Source organism: Thiocapsa rosea, assembly GCF_003634315.1.
Classification (GTDB): Bacteria; Pseudomonadota; Gammaproteobacteria; order Chromatiales; family Chromatiaceae; genus Thiocapsa; species Thiocapsa rosea.
Genome location: NZ_RBXL01000001.1, coordinates 3,364,788 through 3,384,391, shown reverse-complemented (window position 1 = coordinate 3,384,391; position 19,604 = coordinate 3,364,788). Strand labels below are relative to the sequence as shown.

Below are 19,604 nucleotides of genomic sequence, written 5' to 3'. Positions count from 1 at the left end.
CTCGCACGCCGCGCCGGGCTCACCCTGCGCGAACCGTCGCCAACCCCGCCCAGCGTGTCGTCGAGACCCCGGAACCGCGCTCCGAGCGTCGCCGCCAGCCGGACCCGGACAGTTGACCCGCAAACCGCAGGGTCTCGCGCCCGTACTTGCGATTGACCGCATCCAGCACCGCCATGCGCCGCCGTGCACGATCGTCCTCTCCGACCTCGGCGAACAGGTCCGCCGGCGCCTGCTCCGCCGGGACCACATCCGGCAACAGCACCCCGGCTTTGCGGTAGGCATCGCCGGCCCGGAACAGCCGATCGACCCCTCGGGTCGCGGCCCGCACCAGCGCCGTGCTGTCCTGCGTCGGCACCGGGAAACCCAGGGTCACGGCGTTCGCGTAGAACGCCCGGCCCGTATCGAAGGGGTTGGTCTGCACGAACACCGTCAGCGCCGGGGCGGCGAGCCCCTGCGACCGCAGCTTCTCCCCGGCACGGCTCGCGAAGGCCGTGACCGCCGCCCGCAGCTCCGCCGGCGCGCTCACCGCGGCACCGAAGCTGCGCGAGACCATGACCTGACGCCGCGGCGGCGCCACCTCCTCCAGCGCCAGACAGGCTTGCCCGCGCAGCTCCCGGGCGATGCGCTCGACCACCACCCCGAAGGACGCGCGCAATCGCTGCGGATGCGCCTCGCGCAACGCCAGAGCATCCGCGATGCCGAGCGCGCGTAGACGTGCCCCCGAGCGTGCGGCGATGCCCCAGAGGTCTTCCACCGGAACCGCCCCCAGCACGGCGTCTTGATCCTGCAGTTCAGACCAGTCGAGCACCGGACCGGTCGGCCCATAGCCCTTCTTGGCCAGCCGATTGGCGAGCTTGGCGAGCGTCTTGGTCGGGGCGATCCCGACCGCCACCGGGATGCCGGTCCAGCGCCGCACGGTGCGGGCGATCTCCAGACCCAGGGCGGTCGGATCCCGGACCCCGGTCAGGTCCAGAAAGCACTCGTCGATCGAATAGACCTCGATGCGCGGGGAGAACCCCGCCAGGACCTGCATCACCCGCCGCGACAGATCCCCGTAGAGCGCGTAGTTCGAGGAGAAGACGGCGGCATCGGCCCGGCGCAAGACCGCGGCGTACCTGAAGTAGGGCGCCCCCATCGGGATGCCGAGCGCCTTCGCCTCGTTGCTGCGCGCCACCACACAGCCGTCGTTGTTGGAGAGCACCACCACCGGGCGGCCCTCCAGGCTGGGCCGGAAGAGCCGCTCGCAGGAGGCATAGAAGTTGTTGCAGTCGACCAGGGCGAACATGGCGGGGGTTGCTGCTGGAGCCGAGCTCAAAACGAATGCACCACGTGGGCGACCACGCCCCAGACCACCAGCCCCATCTCGCCCTGAATCTCCAAGGGTGCGAAGTCCGGATGCTCGGGCACCAGCCAGACCCGTTCACCCTCGATCTTCAGGCGCTTCAAGGTCAGCTCACCGTCGACAGCGGCCACCACGATCGACCCGGACTTGGCCTCGCGCGCGCGATCCACCACCAGCAGATCGCCGTCGCGGATCCCCGCACCGGTCATGGAATCCCCCTGCACCCGCAGGAAGAAGGTCGCCGCCGGATGCCGGATCAACTGCTCGTTCAGATCGATGGTGCCTTCCAGATCGTCGTCGGCCGGCGAGGGGAAGCCGGCCGGGATGCGCGCACCGAAGAGCGGGAGCGGGAGCGGGCAGGGGAGCGGAGCGAGCGTGCAGGCATGATCATCGGCGTGCCGGGCGCACCGAATCAAACCGCGCTGGGCTTACGGCACCGGCGACAAAATCGGATCGAGGCATGAGGGATGACCGTAGCTGTATAAAAATACAGTCATGATAGCGCATGCGGGGGTGATCGGATCAAGCCGGGACGGCCGGGCTTCAAGGGTCGCGATGCAGGTGACCTGCACGATAGGTGATCCGACCCGCGACGGGGTCCAGGATAGACGCGATCTCGCCCTGGCTGACGGTGCGCAATAGCGCAAAGCAATGGATCGGGATATCCGGAAAGGTCGCGGCGAGGTTCGGCAAACCTGTGTCGGATCCCGAAACAGGGGGCGACACGCCTCCGGAGGTAAAGGCGTCCTGTCCCCGACCAGGGACGTGACGTCCCCGGAGGTAGAGGCGTCATGCCCTCCCGACCAGGGGCGTCACGCCGCCGAAAGTAGGGGTGTCATACCCTTGGAGGTAGGGGCACCATGCCTCCGGACTAGGGGTGTCATGCCCGCGGACTAGGGGCGTCACGCCTCGGGAAGTAGGGGCGTCATGCCCCCCGAACCGTCATATGAACCGTCATTGAACCGTCAGTGAATCGACGTCGTCGCGCGTGACCCCCGCGTGTCGAATGACAAATCGAAACGCAGACCCGATCCGGTGCGCCCGATTCCGCCCGCCGGGGACCCGGCGTACGGGTCCTGACCCGGACCGCCACGTAGGGCATCGCAGGGCAGGGTCGAGGCACAGGCCAAGGCCCGGGTCGGCGAGTTCGTCGCCGACTGGACCGACAACCGTAAGCGTCGAGACGCCACCGTCATCCAGCGTCTGCAGACGCTTCGGCGGGCGGACAAGGCCCCGACTCGGCCGGTCGGCATCCGCCACCTGCACAACGAACACGCCACCCTCCGCGGGTCCACCGCGCACACGATCTCGCCGGGACCGTCCGGACCCGGGCATTCTTCGACCGGACGACGTTCCGCCCTGCCCTGTTCCGCGGTTAACCGCGTTCCGCACAGGTTATCCACACGACCGACCACAGCGATTGTGAGCAAAGCGTCCGCGGACCTCCCGGCGCCAGGATGAGCTGAGCGAGGCGCCGCAGGGTTGGACGCTTGGTCACCTGCGAGTAAAGCCGCGTTTTCGAGCGCTTAGCGCCGTCGCCGTCACGCCCGTCGGCCGGCACTCTGTCCGCACCTTCACCGACCGGGCAGCGGCATGCGACAGAACGTTCCATCACCCCTCGACGAGACGCCGTGGCGCACGGCCCGACACCTCGGCGCCTCGCTGGCCGCCCTCGGGTTGGCGGCGGCGTCCCTCGTGAACCCCGGCCTGGCCGAACCGTTGCCGAGCGCGTCGATCGCCCGCATGGCGCAGCTGCCGTCCGGCGGACTGCAGGCGGTGGAGACCACCGACGGGGAGCTGCTGTTTTTCTCGGAGAACGGGCGCTACGTGCTGCGCGGCAGTGCCGTGGATCTCTGGCACGGGGCCAAGCTCACCGCGTTCGATCAGACCCAACACCTCGCCGGGCGCATCGATCTGGCGCGACTGAAGCTCGACGTGGCCGATCTGGGGGCGATCGACGTCGGCGAAGGCCCCGAAGTGGTGATCTTCGTCGATCCCTTCTGCCCCCATTGCACCGCACTCTACGACGATCTGGCGCCGTTGCGCGCGACCTATCGCTTCCGCCTGGTCCCGATTCCGGTCCTGGGCGAGTCCTCGCAGCGCGCCGTGCTCGCGCTGGCGTGCCTGTCCGGAACCGCTCCCGAGCGGGCGCGCGAGGCGCTGCTCGACGGACTGACGGCGGACCTCCCGGAGCCCGCGGCGGGATGCGGCGAGGCCGTTGCGCAACGCACCCTGATCGCGGCTCAAATCCTCGGGATTCGCGGCACGCCCTTCCTGATCGCGCCGGACGGGCGTCTGCGTCAAGGTCGCCCCGACGACCTCGTGGCCTGGCTCGCCGCCGGCGAGGAGTCCGCGGAATGATCCACGCCACGCCCCTTCTGCTGTGCGCAGCCCTGCTCGGGGGTTGCGCCACCGGTAACCCCGAATACGCCTGTCCCGGCTATCCGGGCAAACCGCTCTGTCTGCCGCCGAGTGCCGTCTACAGCCTCAGCGACGGTGTCGGACCGCCGCCCGCGTCCGTCGCGCGCCCGCTCCCGATGGAGACCGACAGCGGGTTCGCCGCCGGGTCCGGTTGGGCTTGGACTTCGCGCCTGCGGGATTAGGAGACCGCCATGACCTCACGTATCACCCAACCGCGCATACGCTCGGCGCTCGTGCTCTCGGCGCTCGCCGCCCTGGGCGGCTGTGCCACCCGAGCACCCGTCCCGGAACCGGTGCCGGCCCAAGACCAACGCCCCGCCGAGTATCAACCCAAACGCGCCGCCGCCTCGGCGATGCAGGCCTGGATCGCCCCTTGGGAGGATGCGACCGGCGATCTGTATCCGCCCTCCACGGTGTACATCGAGGTGCTGCGCGAGCACTGGCACTACGACGGCGCACCGCATGGGCGTTTGACCGTGCTGCGGCCGCTGCAGGTGCAGCCGCGATCGGCCGCGCCGAGCGGTCAGCCGGTCATGCCCCCGGATGCTGTAGGGACGGATCCGGCACACGCACCGGTACATCTGCCGCGGGAGCAGAAGCGAGGCGCCTGAACACCGTGGTCCGGCGCAGGCCGGGCGATCGGCCCACTCGAACCCGCGCGCGACGCGCGGTCCTCAACCTTTCGGAGAAGATGCTCATGTTGTCCCCGCCCCCGCTGTCCGGCCGCGACCGCCGGACCCTCCTGTTCGCGGGTATCGCCGCGACACTGGTTGTCATGGCGATCTCCGCGACCGCCACGGCCGGCACCACCGGTACCGAGTTCTCGGCCCTCTACACCCTGCTCACCGGCTGGATGACCGGCTTTCTGGGCCGTGTCGTGGCCGTGATCTTCATCATCATCGGCGTCATCGCCGGTGCCGCGCGCCAGTCGATCATGGGCTTCGTCCTGGGTATCGCCGCCGGCGTGGGCATGTTCCTGGCCCCGGCGATCGTCGACGGCGTCGTCACCGCCACCCTGCCCGTCCTCTGATCGGAGCCTTCCGATCGCCCGGACCCCGACCATCGGGTCCATTTCCGGGTCCCGACCAAGGGACCCCTTTCCCACGCGAGGTCTTCATGGTCGGATTCCAGTGGCGCGTCATCGCCGGCGCCGCCCTCGTCATGGCGGTTTCGGTCGCGCACGCCGACGACGCTCCGCGGCTTCCCGAATCCCTGATCGGCGTGTTGCCCGGCGTCGGCGATCTGATCGTCTATCCGCGTTCGGGCGAGGTCCACGTCTGTCGGCGCACCCCCGTGCTCGCTCCGCCGACCTGCGCGAGCGCGCGGCAGGTCATCGACGGCGCGCTCGCCAACCACAACGCCTGGCTCACCCGTACCGCCGATCTCCTCTATCCGACGGATCCGGACATCGCGGTGCTCGATCGCGCCATCGCCGTCGCCGCGGACGGCGCGGACGGTCTCTTCGTCGTCGCCTACCGATTGGCGCGATCCCGCGCATCCGGCGCCCACGCACGCTCGCAGACGCTTGTCGTCACCCGTTGTGCGGCGAACGGCGAGTCCGGCCTCGAATCCTCCGCGGGATCCGGGCCGATGGTGGTCTGCAGCGAAGCGGACTATTCCGTTGAACCGTCCGACGACGCGCAGGCGACAGACGCGCACGCACGCGACGGTGCCGGTCGCCTCGCCGTCGCCACGACCGCGCATGGCGTGGCCATCCTGCTCCCCGACGCCGGCGCGCTTTTCACCGCCGAGGCGGTCGACCCGCTCGCCTGGAGCGCGGCGCACATCCGACGTCACCCGCAACAGGTGTTCACGCCGGCCTCGGCCACCGAGCAGGATATCGACGCGCACGGCGCCGTCTTCCGGCTCCATGCCTCCGCGATCGACGATGCGTTGATCGTCACCCGCGAAGTCTCCTCCGGCGACGGCGCGACCCTGGTGTCGCTCGGCTCCCTGCCTGCCGAACCGAGCGACCGCACCCCGATGCGCCGACTCGCGGAGACCCGCCTGTTCGACCCTGCGCACGGGGCACGCCCATGAGCCGATCCCGCACCGCCCCGGTCCAGGTGCGCTCGCCCTCCGGCAAGCCCTTGAGCGACTGCGCCCGCCGCCGCGCCCGGGAGATGGTCCGCCGCGGCCGCGCGACCTGGATCTCGACGCGGCCGCCGATCATCCAACTGACCGAGAAGCCTTCATGACGAACCTGCGTCGATTCACCGGCTCGCGTGCCAACGCGCTCTTCCCGACCCTGGCCTACGATCCGGACAGCCATCTGTTTCTGCTCGACGACCAGTCGCTCGCTTTCGGCTATCTGTGCGAGCCCCTCTCCGCCGCCGATCAGTCCAACGCCGACCGCCTGCTCGTACTCGGCAATCTCGACTGGCCGCCCGAGACCCTGCTGCAGGTCGCGCTCTGGACCTCGCCGGATGTCGAGGAGACGGTCGCGCGTATGGAAGGGCTGCGCATCGAGACCGCCACCGCGCTGTTGCGGGAATCCACGCGCCGCACCGCCGCTTATCTGCGCGCCGGCAGCAGCGCTCCGATCTCCCCGGCCGGGGATCTGCGGCTGCGCGAGCTGCAGGTGTTGGTCACCGCCAAGCTGCCGCTGGCCGCCCCGCAGCCGAGCGCGCACGAGCTGCGCGATGCCCGCGAGCTGCAGGCGACCGCCCTGCAGGTGTTGGTCACCGCCGGGATGCGCCCGACGAGCCTCACCGCCGATCGCCACGTGCGGATCATGACGACCCTGCTCAACTGGGGGCCGCAGGCGGGGTGGCGCGACCGCATCACACCCGAGTGCGATGCCCGGCGCCCGGTCCGGGATCAATATCTGGACTACGACGTCGGCATCGACGTCGATGCCAAGGGGATCACCCTCGGGGAGCAACGCATCCAGACCTTCTCGGTCAAGCGCTTTCCCGATCGCGCCGGCTTCGGGCTGGCCGCGCGCTTCCTCGGGGATCCCTTCTCGGGCTCGCGCGGGGTGCGCCACAACGCGCTGATCACCCTGAACCTGTATTTCCCGGACCCCGAGGCGACGCGGGTGACGCTCACCTCGCGCGCGCAATGGGCGGCCCATCAGGTGAGCGGCAATCTTTCGCACTACATGCCGCGGCTGGCCCACAACAAGCGCGATTTCGATGCCTTGTTCGCCCGGCTGGATCACGGCGACCGGCCGCTGCAGGCGTACTTGGGGATCGTGCTCTTCACCGCCCCGGAAGAGGCCGCCGGCGCGGCGTCGAATCTGCGCACCTACTGGCGCGAGCTCGGCTTTCAGGTCTTGGCCGACCGCTTCTTCGTGCTGCCGCTGCTTCTCAACTGTCTGCCGTTCGGGGCGGATCGCGGGGCGATCCGCACCAGTTTTCGCTACCGCACCCTCTCCGCCTCCCATGCCGTCGCACTCATGCCGGTCTTCGGCGACTGGAAGGGCACCGGCACCCCGGTGCTCAACCTGATCGGGCGCACCGGTCAGCTCGTGGATCTGAGCCTGTTCGACTCGGCGACCAACTACAACGCCGTGATCGCCGCCTCCTCGGGCTCGGGCAAGTCGTTCCTCGCCAACGAGCTGCTCTCGACCAACCTGAGTGTCGGGGGGCGCTGCTGGGTGATCGACGTCGGGCGCAGCTACGCCAACCTCTGCGAATCGCTCGGCGGGCAGTTCGTCGCCTTCACCGCCGATTCGGACATCGTGCTGAATCCGTTCGAGCTGCTGCACACGTGGGAGGAAGAGGCGGACGTGATCGCCGCCATGGTCACCGCGATGGCGGCCCCGACCGAGCCGCTCGGCGACTACCGCACCGCCGGGCTGAAGCGTGCCCTGCGCGAGCTGTGGGACACCCACGGCACGGCGATGAACGTGGATCTGATTGCCGCGGCCATGCTCGCCTGCGCGGACGAACGCCTGCAGGACGTCGGCGTACAGCTCTACCCCTTCACCTCGCGCGGGGAATACGGCCGCTGGTTCCACGGGCGCAACACCATGGACTTCAGCGCGGACCTGGTGGTGCTCGAGCTCGAAGAGCTCAAAGGCCGCAAACACCTCCAGCAGGTGATCCTGCTGCAGCTGATCTTCCAGATTCAGCAGGCGATGTATCTGGGCGAGCGTTCTCGCCAGAAGCTGGTGCTGATCGACGAGGCTTGGGATCTGCTCACCCAGGGGGATGTCGCGACCTTCATCGAGCACGGCTACCGGCGCTTTCGCAAGTACAACGGGGCCGCGATCACCGTCACCCAATCCCTCGCCGACCTCTACGCCAACCCCACCGGGCGGGCGATCGCCGAGAACAGCGCCCACACTCTCCTGCTCGCCCAGCCCGGCCATGCGATCGATCGGCTCAAAGCCGACCACCGTCTGCCGATGACCGCGGCGGGGGCGGAGATGCTCAAGACCGTGCACACGGTCCCCGGCGCCTACTCCGAGATCATGACCCTGACCGACAGCGGCGCGGGGATCGGCCGGTTGATGGTCGACCCCTTTCGGCAGCTGCTCTACTCCACCAAGCCCGCGGACGTCGCAGCAATCCGGCGTCTGCGCGAGCGCGGGATGAGCGTCGAGCAGGCGATCAACCGCTTGCTTGCGGGGGCCGAGACGGAGGCGTCCGATGCCGCCTGAGCGCGCTGTCCCCGAGGTTCGGAAGTCCGGCGGCATCCTGCTGCTCGCGGCGATCCCCCTTGTGGCCCTCGCCGGCGGTTACCTCGGTGCCGAGATCGCGGCCCGGCCGCTGCGCGAGGCCATCGCGACCCGCCCGCCGCTGCTGATTATCGATGTCGCCGCCGCCCTCGACGGGATCGCGCCGGAGGACATCGGCGGGGCGATTGCGGACCTCGAGACGACCGCCGCGCGTCTGGCCGACGGGGGCGTTCTGGTCTTGGACGCCCAGGCCGTGCTCGCTGCACCGGAGGATGTCTATGTGCGGCCGCGGGATGTGCCGTCGAGGGGGCAGCCATGAGCGCAGGCACCCACATCGCCGACACGCCCGCGGCCCGCCTCGCGCGCACCATCCGGCACGGCCTGCCGGTGCTGCTCCTCATCCTGGCCTCGATGCTGTATCTGGGGACGCGCTATCGCATCGCGATCGACGATCAGGTCGACAAGTGCCTGCCGCCCTACACGGTCTTTCTGGTGGATCGCCACGACGACGCGATCGCGCGCGACGGCCTCTACGCCTTTCCCGCCGGCGAGCGCATGGCGCCGTTCTTCCCGATGCAGATGCAGGTCGTCAAGCGGGTCGTCGGTCTGCCCGGAGACACGGTCTCGGTCACGGCGCAGACCACGCGGGTGGAAGGGCGAACGGTCGGCGAAGGTCTGGATCTGGCCGGCACGCTCGGCGCGCCCGCAGCGCAGTTCGTCCGCGTGGTCGTGGTCCCCGCCGACGCGGTGTGGATCATGGGTGCCACCCGCGACAGCTTCGACTCGCGCTACTGGGGACCGCTGCCGCGTCAGCAGATTATCGGGCGGGCCTATGCGCTTTTTTAAGGTTGTCTCCGTGTTGCTCCTGCTCGCCCAGACGGCCTCCTCCCACGCCGGCGAGCGCGCCGAGCTGCGGGCGCTGCGCGATCAGGCGGGGGCCATCCAAGAGACGGTCTCCGGCACGACACTTCCGGAGTGGCTCCGGAATCCGCCCAGCGCGTCCACACGGGCGGGCGAGGCCCTCGGCGCGGCCGAGCGCGAACGGATGCAGCGACTGACCACCGCGCAAATGCCCGCCGTCCCCGATACGGACGCAACCCCGACGCAGACCATCACGCTCTTGGTCTCGCGCGCGCTGGGCGCGGCCGCCCTGCGCGACATCTTCGCCTCTGCCGCCCGACCCGACGTGCGGGTCGTCTTTCGCGGGGTGGCCGAAGGCGAACCGCTGGTGGACTTCATGCGCGGGATCCACGCCGAGCTTGAAGGGCTCGATCCGATGCCCGCGGTCGCGCTCGACCCGACACCTTTTCGCGAGGCCGGTGCCGAGTCGGTCCCGCTGATGATCCTGTCCGGACCCGACGGGGAGATCGCACGGGTCGCCGGCCTGTCGGATCCGGCCTGGCTGCAGGCGCAGGTGGCGGCCGGTCGGACCGGGGACCTCGGTGTGCGCGGCCCGGTCGAGAGGATCTCCGAACCGGACATGCTCGAGGAGATCGCGCGCCGGGTTGCCGCGCTGGATCTTGCAGCCCTGCGCGAGCAGGCACTCGCGCGCTACTGGACACGCGCGGTCTTCGAACATCTGCCGGCCGCGCGGGAGCCCCGCACGCGGGTGATCGATCCCCTGATCGAGGCGAAGGCCGACATCGCCCTGCCGGACGGCACGCTACTGGTGCGCTCCGGCGAGCGGCTCAATCCGCTCGATCGCCTGGCCTTCGGGCTGCGTCTGGTGGTGTTCGATCCGACCGAGCCGGCTCAGGTCCGCATGGCGCGCATGCTAGGCGAGAGCGCCGGGGCGCTGCGCCCGGTCTATCTGGCGACCCGTTTCGATCGCGAGGCCGGCTGGGAGGGTTTTCGCGCAGTCGAGGATGCCCTGGACGAGACGGTCTATCTGCTCACCCCGGACGTGCGTGAACGCTTCGCCCTGGAGCGCGTGCCGGCGAGCGTCGAGGCCGCGGGGCGGGTGTTCCTGGTGCGCGAGCATCCGCCCGAGGATCCCCGATGAAGGCACCCACCCTGCCCCGCCGCGCCGGCCCGATCCTGCTCTGCGTGGCCCTTCTGACGGCAACGCTCGGCGCGGCCGATGCTGCCGACCCCGCCTGCCCGGATGCCGAGCTGTTCTCGGGCAAGCTGATCACCGATGTCTGCTGGGCCTGTCTGTTTCCGATCCGCATCGCCGGCATGCCGCTGTTCGGCGGCACCGCTCCGGCGGGTGCAGCCTCCGCCCCCTTCTGTGCCTGCAACGACGCCCTCGGCGTGCCGCATCCGGGCTTTACCGTCGGGATGTGGGAGCCCGCACGGCTGATCGAGCTGGTTCATGCGCCGCGCTGCGCCCCGGCCCTGGGCGGGATCCGCCTGCCGCTCGGCAGTCGCCGTCTGCTCGGGACCGCGGGGCAAGCCGAGTACGACGCAAGCGACACCTCCTTCTACAACTTCCATTGGTACGCCTTCCCGCTGCTGATCCTGCTGGACCTGTTCTGGGACGACCGCTGCAACCCGGACGGCTACGTCGATCTGGACCTGCTCTATCTCTCCGAGCTGGATCCGACCTGGAACCACGACGAGCTGGCCTTCTTCACCAATCCCGAGGCCGCCTGGCTCGCCAATCCGGTCGCCCTGGCCGCCTGTCTGGCCGATGCCGCCGCGTCCACCGCGGGCACCCCGATCGATGCGCTCTTCTGGTGTGCCGGGACCTGGGGCAACCTCTATCCCTTCACCGGGCGCGGGCCGACCGTCGGCGCGCGTGCGCGCGAAACCAGCCTGGCCTCGGCCCGGTCGCTGGCGGCCCTGCATCGCCGCGGTCTCGCGCGTCGCACCATGGGCAACGATGCCCTGTGCGGCTCCCCGATCGCGCCCTTCCTCCCGAAGAGCCAGTACAAGCTCTCGATGTTCTATCCCCTGCCCGAGACGCAGCGCGCCCATGTGATCGGCGAAAGCCCGTTGACGTGGGGGGAGTGGCGCAACATCCCCGCGGTCGGGGAGGACCATCTCTATCTGCTGTGGCGCTGGAACGACTGCTGTGCGACCTTCTGAGCGGTATCCCCTCCCGGTTCGGGTCCTGACCGGCTTCCTCTGCATCGCCCTGGCCTGGACCCCTTGGGCGTCGGTGTGGGGCGACGATTTCGCCGACGCGATCGATGCCGGCAAGGAAACCGGTCGCGCGGCGGCCGGCGCCCTGACCTTGCCGGCACTCTCGGGCGATAGCCTGTCGATGCCCGGCGGGAACCTGCGTCTCGACGCGCTCTTCCCCGGCGCCGCCGGGGGCGACCCGGCGAGCTTCTCCGGGCTCTACGGCAATCACCACGGCACCCTGATTCAAGGCCAACAGGCCCAAGGTGCGCTGATCTCCGAGGGCTCGGCGACCGGCGAGGCGTACCGCACCCTGCGCGGCGCGGTCGAGCGCTCCCGTGCCGACATGCGCATCGATCCGCTGTGGGCGCAGACCGACGACGTGCTCGACAACTTCGAGGCGATCGCCGAGACCTTCGGCCATTGCGAGACCGAGACGACCTTCGACAACGGGACCCGCGAGGTCCATGTCCAGGACCTGCGCACCTGCGATCGACTCACGCCGCAAGGCGGCTCCTGCTCCTGGTATCACGACTATGAGTTCCCGGCGCCGGACAGCCTCGTGTCGGTCACCGGCGGAGCTGAGCTCGAGAGCTGCGGACCCGGCTGCAAGCGGGTCGTGCTGGAGCGCACCGGAGTCTGGCACGGGTCCGCGCAGCTGGCCCTGCAGACGCCGTTGGACGGCGGCTTCGGCGTGAGCGATCCGTCGCGGGTGACGGACATTCGGGTGACCCTTGCCTTCGAGGAGCGCCCGGCGCAGCCCGAACCCGAGGAGGGATTCTTCCTCGAGCGCTACCAGGGGTGGTATTCGGCGACCTTTCCGGGCGTGAACCGCATGCAGACGACCGCGTTCGGCTATACCGCCCAGTCGATGACGCAAGCGCTGCGCAACGGGGGCGATTTCCACCTGCGCCACGGCCATGCCTGGACCTTCACCGACGGCACCCTACCGGAGAAGGGCTGCGCCTGGTGCATTCCGCAGGTCTACGACGCCGCCTGGACCGGCGGAATCCGGCTCGAGGTGGAAATCCGCTACGTCTCCCGACCGCTGCGCAGTCTCTGGGGCGCGAACGACGGTTGCCATGACCTGCTCGAGACCCTCGGCAGCGACTTCTGCAGCGGCACGGTCGAATGCTTGGGCTCGCCCCCGCTCGCCGCGGACGGCTGTTACGAGAACGCCGACGTGCGCGTTTGCCCGGACGCCATGGCGACCCCGCCCGTGGCCGGTCAGAACCCCTTCTGCACGCAGATCAAGGTGACCGCGAGCTGCTCGGGGTTCAACCAAGGGCCGATGTCGTGCTGGACCGATCCGCAGGGACAGCTCCAATGCCCCTACAACGATGGCGATCAACCCTCCGACTGCATTGCCTTGGAAGAGGATCCCGCCTGCGGCTTCATCAAATCCGAATGCGTCGAGGGGGCCGTCGACAACCGCGGAACCTGTTTTCTGTTTGAAGAGACCTGGGACTGCGGCACCACCCGCACCATCCCGTTCCTGGAGCGCAACCGCACGCTGGACTGTGCCGGTCCGGTGCGCTGCCTGGGCACCGACTGCGCCGAGTTTCCCGAGGAGCAGTCCACGGACTTCGCCAAGGCGGTCGGGGCCTTGCAGACCGTGCAGATGGCGGTCTCGGACATGCAGTGCACGCCGGGCGGAAGCTGCCGGGTGTTCTCGGGCAGCGCCCATCAGTGCAAACGCGCGGTCGGGGGGATCGTCAACTGCTGTACGCGACCCCAAGGCGTGTCGCTGGCGGATTACGTGAGTCTGATCTTCGCACTCGGGAAAATCGATGCCGCGATCATGGGGCTCGACAAAGGGGCGATGATCCGCGGTTCCTGGGAGACGCTGCGCCAGCCCGTCACCGCCACCTGGAGCGCGGTCAAGGAATCGTTCACCAGCGTGGCCAACAGCTTCACCGGCAAGACCGCGGCGGCCGCGACCGATGCCGCGGCCGAGGTCGGCCTGAGCGCCGTCAAACAAGCCATTCTGAAGCAAACCGCGGAATGGGCCGCACAGCTCTTCGGCGATGCCGCGGTCAATGCGCTCTTCTCGACCACGAGCGGCGGGGTGGCGGTCACCGGCGGCGTGGTGGCGGAAGGCTCGGTGCTGCAGCTCGGCGGCGGCACGGCCTGGCTCGGCACGGCGATGGCCTGGGCGATGTATGCCTACATGATCTACACGGTCGTGATGATCCTGATCCGCATCATCTGGACCTGCGAGCAGAGCGAGTTCGAGCTGGGCGCCAAACGCGAGCTGCGCGCCTGCCATCGCGTCGGCTCCTACTGCAGGAAGGAGGTGCTGACCTGGTGCGTGGAAAAGCGCGAGAGTTACTGCTGCTTCAACACCCCGCTCGCGCGGATCTTGAACCAGCAGATCCGCCCGCAGCTCGGGCGCGACTGGGGCGAGGCCGAATCGCCGGAGTGCTCCGGGATCGACATCCGGGACTTCGCGCGCGTCGACTGGACCCGGGTGAATCTCGACGAGTGGCTGGCGATCCTCTACGAGACCGGGCACTTCCCGACCCTCGAGACCCTCACCGTCGAGGACTTGACCGGCGCGGGCAGCCCCTTGGCCGTGCGCGCCACAGGGCGGCCGGATGCGGCGACGCGCACCACGCAACGCAGCGACGGACTCGACAGCGAAGAGGTCCGCAAGGAGGCCGAGTCCGAACTCTGGCGCGAGACGCTTCCGGCTCTGCCTGCCGAGTAGGCGGGACTCTTGACATGTATTGCAGAGCGCTATACGTTTCCAGGCATCATGATCGATCCGAGGATGCCGATGACCAGCCCGTCGACCAGTCTCATGGTCCGTCTCGACGCCGTCAGCAAGGACAGCGTCGCGCAGGCGGCGAAGCTGCGCCACGTCAGTATCAGCGATTACGTGCGTACGGTCGTCGTCGCTCAGGCGCAACGCGAGCTGAGCGCCGCCCGGCAGCGCGTCATCGCCCTGACCGCCGACGAGCAGCTCGCCTTTTGGCAAGCGCTCGACGAGCCGGCTCGGCTCACCGAGGCGCAGCAAGCACTCGGTGCCTTGATGCGGGGCGAATGAACGCCGTCCGTTTCCCCGACGGCTACCGTCTCGAATCCCTTCGCAAGAGCCACCCGCGCTCGGTCTTCCGCTGCGGCCAAGCACAGGTCGACGACTGGCTCGCCACCAAGGCGCTGCAGAATCAGGACAAGCGCCTGTCTGCAACGAAGGCGCTGATCGCAGCAGCGGGAGACATTGCCGGGTTCTATACGCTCGCAACCGCTCAAATCGACTTCTCCGACCTGCCGCCGGAGCTCTGCCGACACCTGCCGCGCCGGGATCTACCGGTGGCGGTACTGGCCTGGCTCGGCGTGGACGCGGGGCACCAAGGTCTGGGTCTCGGGCACCGCCTGCTCGCGCAGGCGCTCGTGGATTGTCACCTGGCGAGCCGGATCTTCCCGGTCGTGGCGGTCATCCACGACTGCATCGACGAGCCGGCCAAGGCGTTCTATCGGCGCTGGGACTTCCGCGAGTTGCCGGGTTACCGGCAACGCCTCTACCTGAGTTGGAAGCAGCTCGACGCCATGCTGCAGGGCCATTGAACGGATTCCGGCAGCCGGGTCGATGATGAGGCCGATCCGACAAGAGCGAGCGGCCCGCATGCGTAGCTCGTTCAACGCCTGTCCGGCGTGGCCGCGCATTCTCCTCCTGGCCCTTCTGCTGCAGGCTTCGACAGCGCTCGCCGCGAACTGGGCGCCCGCCGGAGAATCGGCGCGGCAGGACGTCAGCGCTGACCTCGCCTACGCCAATCGCACCGCGGTGCGCCCGCCCGTCCGACGGCAAACAGGTCACCGCACACCTCGCCTCCTTCACCTCGCGCGCGTTCCGCTTGGAAGTCATCGATTCGGGGTCCGGCCCCGACGCGGCTGACCCGCCGCTGGAGTCCGCCTTCCGCAGCGAGGGCTGCGTGGCCGGGGTCAACGGCGGCTTCTTCCATCCGGATCGGCAGCCGTCCGGGCTCGTGATTTCCAAAGGACGACGGATCAATCGCTTCGAGACCGCAAAACTCCTGAGCGGCGTGATCTACAGCGACGAGCGCGGCATCCACCTCGTCCGGCGTGGCCGGTTCCAAGATCACCCGAGCATCACAGCCTTGTTGCAGACCGGACCCTATCTCGTGGAAGACGGACGCTCGGTGCGGGGTCTGTCGGCCACCGATCCGCGGCGGCGTACCTTCATTGCTACGGATTGGCGCGGACACTGGGTCATCGGTGCGACCACGAGCAATCTCACCCTCGCCGAACTCGGGGAAATTCTCGCTTTCCCGGGCGTCCTGACGCGTTGGAGGGTCGATCGCGCCATCAACCTCGACGGCGGATCCTCGACGGGATTCTTCTTCGACCGCGGCGCCGACCGGGCTCCAGTGACCCTGCAACCCTGGAAACGCGTGAGGAACCTGCTCGGAATCTGCCCGCGTTGAACCGTGCCAAGGGAGCCGAAACCGAGCACTCTGCACCGCCCTGTGAAGGCGGATTCCGGAAAGCGACATCGGCACTCGGAGCCGCCACAGGGCAGGAGCCGGCGATGCAATCACTGGCGTCCGGCGGTAAGGCGACGGTTGCCACGAGTCTGCTCGACTTGGTGGACGCGGTCTGCTGCCAGTCCAGTCGCCGGCATTCGTGGCCCCTCCGCCCCATGACCGGTCACTGGAGTCGGATATGGCGAAAGCCTTGACTCGGCCAACAACGCAGATCGCCTCCACGGCTAGAGCCGGCAGCACTGTTCAATAAACCGGACATAGGGGGCCGAGCCAGGAAGACAGCAAGCGCCCGATGCCGGCGCGATCGTGTGCGCCGACGTGCACCGCGGCATCGTGTGAGAAGCCGCTGTTCTCCTTCTGCGGGCATCTCTTGGACATTGTCCGCCTCAATCGGCCCGCTGCGGGCAAACCAGCGCAAGGGAAGAAAGGCACGATGCACTGCAGAAAACGATGTGCTGACTCGGCAATAGTCGCCCCCCGACGAGACCATAAGGCCAACACCATCCGAGTAGACGATGCGCTGTACAGGATGCACAGGATTGCCTCCCGGAGACCTTTTGAACCATACTGACCATATTGCTCATAACGACCCATACGCCATGATCAGCGAAACCAGTGCCGTTGCCCTCCGCCAGAACCTCGGCGACATGCTCAACCAGGTGCAGTACCGTCATGACAGCATCCTCATCAAACGGGACGGCAAGCCGGTGGCAGCTCTGGTGGATGCCCGCCTATTCGAGCGCATCCGTCGCATGCAGGCCCGCTTCGACGCCTTGTGCCAGCGCATTGAGGCCGGATACGCCACGGTGCCGGAGGCGGAGGGCCTGGCCGAGATCGACGCGGCGGTGGCCGACATCCGCGCCGGGCGCTGAAGGTGTCCGCCCTGCGCGTCGTGCTTGATACCAACGTCCTGCTCTCCGGCATCGCATACCCCGCCAGCATCCCCGGGAAACTCGTCGCCGCGTGGCGACATGGCGCGCTGGATGTGGTGCTCTCCGACTACATTCTCGGGGAGCTGCGGCGAGTGCTGCCCAAGCTCGCGCACCGGCATGGCCTCGGCGCCACGGAGATCGACGACCTCGTCGACGCGCTTGCGATCCAGGCCGAGCTGGTCGAGCCGGAGGCGATGGACGAACCCGCGCTCGGGGATATCCACGACCAGCCCGTGCTGGGCACACTGATCGCCGCGCGCCGAACCGGACAGGCGGATTTGCTCATCACCGGCGACAAGGCCCTGCTCGCGCTGCGGGACCGCTATCCCATTCAGACGCCGGCCGAACTCTGGGCCGCGCACGGCGGGCCCTGAATGCGCGAACGGTCGGAGTGAATGGCTGATCCCGATCGAACCAGGCCAGACCACGGCCGCGATGGCTTGACGACCATCCGGCGCACCCTCTGTTTCGTGATGATAGGAACCACCGCTGTCGGGGGGGGGGAGTGCCGATACGGAATGGATCAACCGGCGACGCGACGGCAAAGTGACGCGGCGGCGAGGAGCCCGCCGCAGACCCCTCCGTCAGGCCGCAAGGTGCATGGGCGTAATCTGTTCAAGTGAATCGCCGAGCAGATCCTTCGCGCGTTCCAGATCGTAACGCTGTTGCAGGTTCATCCAGAGATCCACCGAGGTACCGAAAAAGCGGGCGAGTCGCAGGGCGGTCTCGGCCGTGATCCCACGCCTTTCGCGCACGATCTCGTTGATCCGTGTGGGAGTGACGCCGATCGCACGCGCGAGGGCGTTGCTGGAGAGGCCCAGCGGCAGCATGAAATCCTCGCGCAGGATCTCTCCGGGGTGAATCGGGGGCAGTTTGTCGGTCATTGCAGTGGTACCCTAATGATAGGCGACGATCTCGACCTCCGTCGGCCCGTCGGCTGACCAGACGAAGCACAAGCGCCACTGATCATTGATGCGAATGCTGTGCTGGCCATACCGGTCACCGCGTAAGGCTTCGAGACGATTGCCCGGAGGGATGCGCAGATCCGACAGATCACGGGCCGCATCGAGATAAATCAGTTTACGCCGCGCCGGACCCTCGATATTTACGAAGCGCTTCACCCGCAGGCGCTCGAACAAGCGTCTCGTCTCGGCGCATCGGAAGGCTTGGATCGCCATGACCTGATCGCAGATCGATAAACGATACATCGCAACGGCAACGGGATCCTCTGCAAGGACGCTCGACCGCAGCTCGGAGTCCTGCGGTTCTCTCGCCGTCAGCGATCGTGGCCATGAGGTATAGGGCAATCGGGTACCGAGCCCGTCGCCTCGGTTCGGAGAACCGATACCCGCAGTCGGTGTGGAGCCCGCGTGCCGCAACACGCCGTCGAGCGGGTTGCTCCTCACCGATCGCGATCGAACCCCCGGTGTCACCGGGCTCTGACCCGACCCGGAGAGGCGGTCGATCGACGAACGTTATCCAGCCTCCTCCTCGTCTCCCTCCAACTCGCCCTCCTCGTCCAACACCACCACGGAGGTTGCAGCGGCATCCCCGGCGGCGATCTCCGCGTCCTTGCCTTGGCGCCGTGCGAAATCGCGGGCACGCGCTTCGATCTCGACGATGCGTCGACCGACGGCGAGAAGCTCGTTGCGCCAGGTGTAGACCGCATCGGCGCGTTGGCGGTTGCTGAAGAGGCCGCTCAGCCAGAGGGTGTCGATGCCGACGGTGAGCCGATCGAGGGCCTGGATCAGATTGGCGTATTGGGAGAGTTGAGGCGAAGAGATGCGGAAGGTCACCCGACTCGGGTTGGTGTAGCGCGGCACGGCCGCGATGCCGTTGGCGCTCTTCAATGTCTCCACGCGGGCGATCTCCTCGTCCAAGCGTTGGGCGAAGGCGCCGAGCAGGCCATCGACCAGGCCCTCGACCTCCTCCATCTGCCGGGCATCGCCGATCGCGTGGAGCACCACGTCGATCCCGTAGAGGGCGCGCGCGACACGGATCAGGCTGCGGCCGACGACGCGGTGGGCATGTGCCGATTGCAGGGTTACGGGGACGTGAAATTCGGGGCGGCTGTAACCTCTCGGGACGGGCATGGGGATGCTCTTTGCGGCTGATCGGGGCCTTCAGGCTATCCGGGACCCGAGCAAGCTCGCACCGGGGAAAAGACCTCCGAAACGCTGCTTTTCGAGCAGGCTGCGGCCTTGCAATCGCCGTGCGCCTGCGCTGGAATAGGTGCGCGGTAGCTGGCCGCGGCTCCCCTGCAAGCCGAAACGTCCGCCCGGACGTGACAGCCGAAACCAAGTCCCTCTGAGCGCATGCGGTCGCTGCGACGGCCACACGCCGTCAGGGTGCCGACGACGGCCATCCATGCCGATCGCGCACCCGTCTCCATCGAAGGTTCCGCAACGCACCGACCTCGTCCCGAGGATCGACGCCGCCCCGTGTCGCTCCGTACGCCCGCACGCCATCCTCCGAACCCCATCGATTCCCCTGTCCCCTGCGCGCCGAGGGCGTCCGTGACCCGCACGGTTCGCAGCGGACAGGCGATTCACGCGTCATCCGTTCGGTTCTCCCTGCGCGAGACCGACCGACGGGGCCGCTGACCCCGGGCGTTTGCCCGAACACAGCCAAAACCAGCCGCCGGCCCTGCCGGCTCACCCGTCCCGGGGAGACAGCCGCTCCCCGGGGGGAAGGTGCGTCTCCTCGGG

General features: G+C 68.4%; 23 protein-coding genes. 17 read left to right on the top strand and 6 right to left on the bottom strand.

Translation table 11 applies throughout. From position 1 onward, the window contains the following. Positions 1-19 precede the first annotated feature (19 nt). From BDD21_RS15230 to BDD21_RS27875, 3 genes are all read right to left on the bottom strand, one after another. Complete coding sequence (locus BDD21_RS15230; protein WP_120797863.1) at positions 20-1,285, bottom strand: Y-family DNA polymerase; 1,266 nt, start codon at positions 1,283-1,285, stop codon at positions 20-22. A gap of 26 nt (positions 1,286-1,311) precedes the next feature. Continuing rightward, positions 1,312-1,758, bottom strand: a complete 447-nt coding sequence (locus tag BDD21_RS15225) for a LexA family protein (protein ID WP_245969629.1) — start codon at positions 1,756-1,758, stop codon at positions 1,312-1,314. A 127-nt stretch (positions 1,759-1,885) separates the two neighbouring features. Continuing rightward, on the bottom strand, positions 1,886-2,035 hold the full coding sequence (locus tag BDD21_RS27875; protein ID WP_170164772.1) for a hypothetical protein: 150 nt from the start codon (positions 2,033-2,035) through the stop codon (positions 1,886-1,888). 900 nt (positions 2,036-2,935) lie between these two features. Between BDD21_RS27875 and BDD21_RS15220 the strand changes: the two genes are divergently transcribed. The 17 genes from BDD21_RS15220 to BDD21_RS15145 all read left to right on the top strand — a co-directional run bounded on the left by BDD21_RS15220 (position 2,936) and on the right by BDD21_RS15145 (position 17,270). After that, positions 2,936-3,703, top strand: a complete 768-nt coding sequence (locus tag BDD21_RS15220; RefSeq protein ID WP_120797862.1) for a DsbC family protein — start codon at positions 2,936-2,938, stop codon at positions 3,701-3,703. After that, positions 3,700-3,945, top strand: a complete 246-nt coding sequence (locus BDD21_RS15215) for a conjugal transfer protein TraV (protein WP_120797861.1) — start codon at positions 3,700-3,702, stop codon at positions 3,943-3,945. Before BDD21_RS15220 ends, BDD21_RS15215 begins: the two co-directional genes overlap by 4 nt. Before the next feature lie 9 nt (positions 3,946-3,954). After that, positions 3,955-4,374, top strand: a complete 420-nt coding sequence (locus BDD21_RS15210) for a TraV family lipoprotein (RefSeq protein ID WP_120797860.1) — start codon at positions 3,955-3,957, stop codon at positions 4,372-4,374. An 86-nt stretch (positions 4,375-4,460) separates the two neighbouring features. Further along, entirely contained in the window at positions 4,461-4,793 is a 333-nt protein-coding gene (traA, locus tag BDD21_RS15205) for a TraA family conjugative transfer protein (protein WP_120797859.1), read from the top strand. Between the two features lie 86 nt (positions 4,794-4,879). After that, on the top strand, positions 4,880-5,803 hold the full coding sequence (locus BDD21_RS15200) for a hypothetical protein (protein ID WP_120797858.1): 924 nt from the start codon (positions 4,880-4,882) through the stop codon (positions 5,801-5,803). After that, positions 5,800-5,961, top strand: coding sequence for an RRXRR domain-containing protein (locus BDD21_RS27870; protein WP_170164771.1), 162 nt, complete (start codon positions 5,800-5,802; stop codon positions 5,959-5,961). Before BDD21_RS15200 ends, BDD21_RS27870 begins: the two co-directional genes overlap by 4 nt. Next, complete coding sequence (traC, locus tag BDD21_RS15195; RefSeq protein WP_120797857.1) at positions 5,958-8,372, top strand: type IV secretion system protein TraC; 2,415 nt, start codon at positions 5,958-5,960, stop codon at positions 8,370-8,372. Before BDD21_RS27870 ends, traC begins: the two co-directional genes overlap by 4 nt. Beyond that, positions 8,362-8,709, top strand: coding sequence for a hypothetical protein (locus BDD21_RS15190; RefSeq protein ID WP_120797856.1), 348 nt, complete (start codon positions 8,362-8,364; stop codon positions 8,707-8,709). The genes traC and BDD21_RS15190 overlap by 11 nt, the downstream gene beginning before the upstream one ends. Beyond that, complete coding sequence (gene lepB, locus BDD21_RS15185; protein WP_120797855.1) at positions 8,706-9,236, top strand: signal peptidase I; 531 nt, start codon at positions 8,706-8,708, stop codon at positions 9,234-9,236. The genes BDD21_RS15190 and lepB overlap by 4 nt, the downstream gene beginning before the upstream one ends. Before the next feature lie 10 nt (positions 9,237-9,246). Beyond that, positions 9,247-10,392 carry a TrbC family F-type conjugative pilus assembly protein gene (locus tag BDD21_RS15180; RefSeq protein ID WP_245969628.1) on the top strand — a complete coding sequence of 382 codons (1,146 nt, stop codon included), beginning with the start codon at positions 9,247-9,249 and terminating at the stop codon, positions 10,390-10,392. Next, positions 10,389-11,420, top strand: a complete 1,032-nt coding sequence (locus tag BDD21_RS15175) for a TraU family protein (protein ID WP_120797853.1) — start codon at positions 10,389-10,391, stop codon at positions 11,418-11,420. The genes BDD21_RS15180 and BDD21_RS15175 overlap by 4 nt, the downstream gene beginning before the upstream one ends. Next, positions 11,407-14,166 carry a conjugal transfer protein TraN gene (traN, locus tag BDD21_RS15170; protein ID WP_120797852.1) on the top strand — a complete coding sequence of 920 codons (2,760 nt, stop codon included), beginning with the start codon at positions 11,407-11,409 and terminating at the stop codon, positions 14,164-14,166. The genes BDD21_RS15175 and traN overlap by 14 nt, the downstream gene beginning before the upstream one ends. Positions 14,167-14,235: 69 nt before the next feature. Then, positions 14,236-14,505 (top strand): type II toxin -antitoxin system TacA 1-like antitoxin, encoded by a 270-nt coding sequence (locus tag BDD21_RS15165; RefSeq protein WP_120799951.1) that lies wholly within the window; start codon positions 14,236-14,238, stop codon positions 14,503-14,505. After that, positions 14,502-15,026 (top strand): GNAT family N-acetyltransferase, encoded by a 525-nt coding sequence (locus tag BDD21_RS15160; RefSeq protein WP_120797851.1) that lies wholly within the window; start codon positions 14,502-14,504, stop codon positions 15,024-15,026. The genes BDD21_RS15165 and BDD21_RS15160 overlap by 4 nt, the downstream gene beginning before the upstream one ends. Positions 15,027-15,313: 287 nt before the next feature. Further along, positions 15,314-15,904, top strand: a complete 591-nt coding sequence (locus tag BDD21_RS15155; RefSeq protein ID WP_245969627.1) for a phosphodiester glycosidase family protein — start codon at positions 15,314-15,316, stop codon at positions 15,902-15,904. A 659-nt stretch (positions 15,905-16,563) separates the two neighbouring features. Then, positions 16,564-16,836, top strand: a complete 273-nt coding sequence (locus tag BDD21_RS15150; protein WP_120797850.1) for a type II toxin-antitoxin system Phd/YefM family antitoxin — start codon at positions 16,564-16,566, stop codon at positions 16,834-16,836. 2 nt (positions 16,837-16,838) lie between these two features. Then, positions 16,839-17,270: a putative toxin-antitoxin system toxin component, PIN family gene (locus BDD21_RS15145; RefSeq protein WP_120797849.1), complete on the top strand. Its 432-nt coding sequence runs from the start codon at positions 16,839-16,841 to the stop codon at positions 17,268-17,270. A 210-nt stretch (positions 17,271-17,480) separates the two neighbouring features. On the opposite strand, the gene BDD21_RS15140 is transcribed toward BDD21_RS15145, so the two are convergent. The 3 genes from BDD21_RS15140 to BDD21_RS15130 all read right to left on the bottom strand — a co-directional run bounded on the left by BDD21_RS15140 (position 17,481) and on the right by BDD21_RS15130 (position 18,989). Continuing rightward, positions 17,481-17,780, bottom strand: a complete 300-nt coding sequence (locus BDD21_RS15140; RefSeq protein ID WP_120797848.1) for a HigA family addiction module antitoxin — start codon at positions 17,778-17,780, stop codon at positions 17,481-17,483. A 12-nt stretch (positions 17,781-17,792) separates the two neighbouring features. After that, positions 17,793-18,104, bottom strand: a complete 312-nt coding sequence (locus BDD21_RS15135; RefSeq protein ID WP_425470254.1) for a type II toxin-antitoxin system RelE/ParE family toxin — start codon at positions 18,102-18,104, stop codon at positions 17,793-17,795. Between the two features lie 267 nt (positions 18,105-18,371). After that, on the bottom strand, positions 18,372-18,989 hold the full coding sequence (locus tag BDD21_RS15130) for a plasmid stabilization protein (RefSeq protein WP_120797847.1): 618 nt from the start codon (positions 18,987-18,989) through the stop codon (positions 18,372-18,374). Between the last annotated feature and the right edge of the window lie 615 nt (positions 18,990-19,604).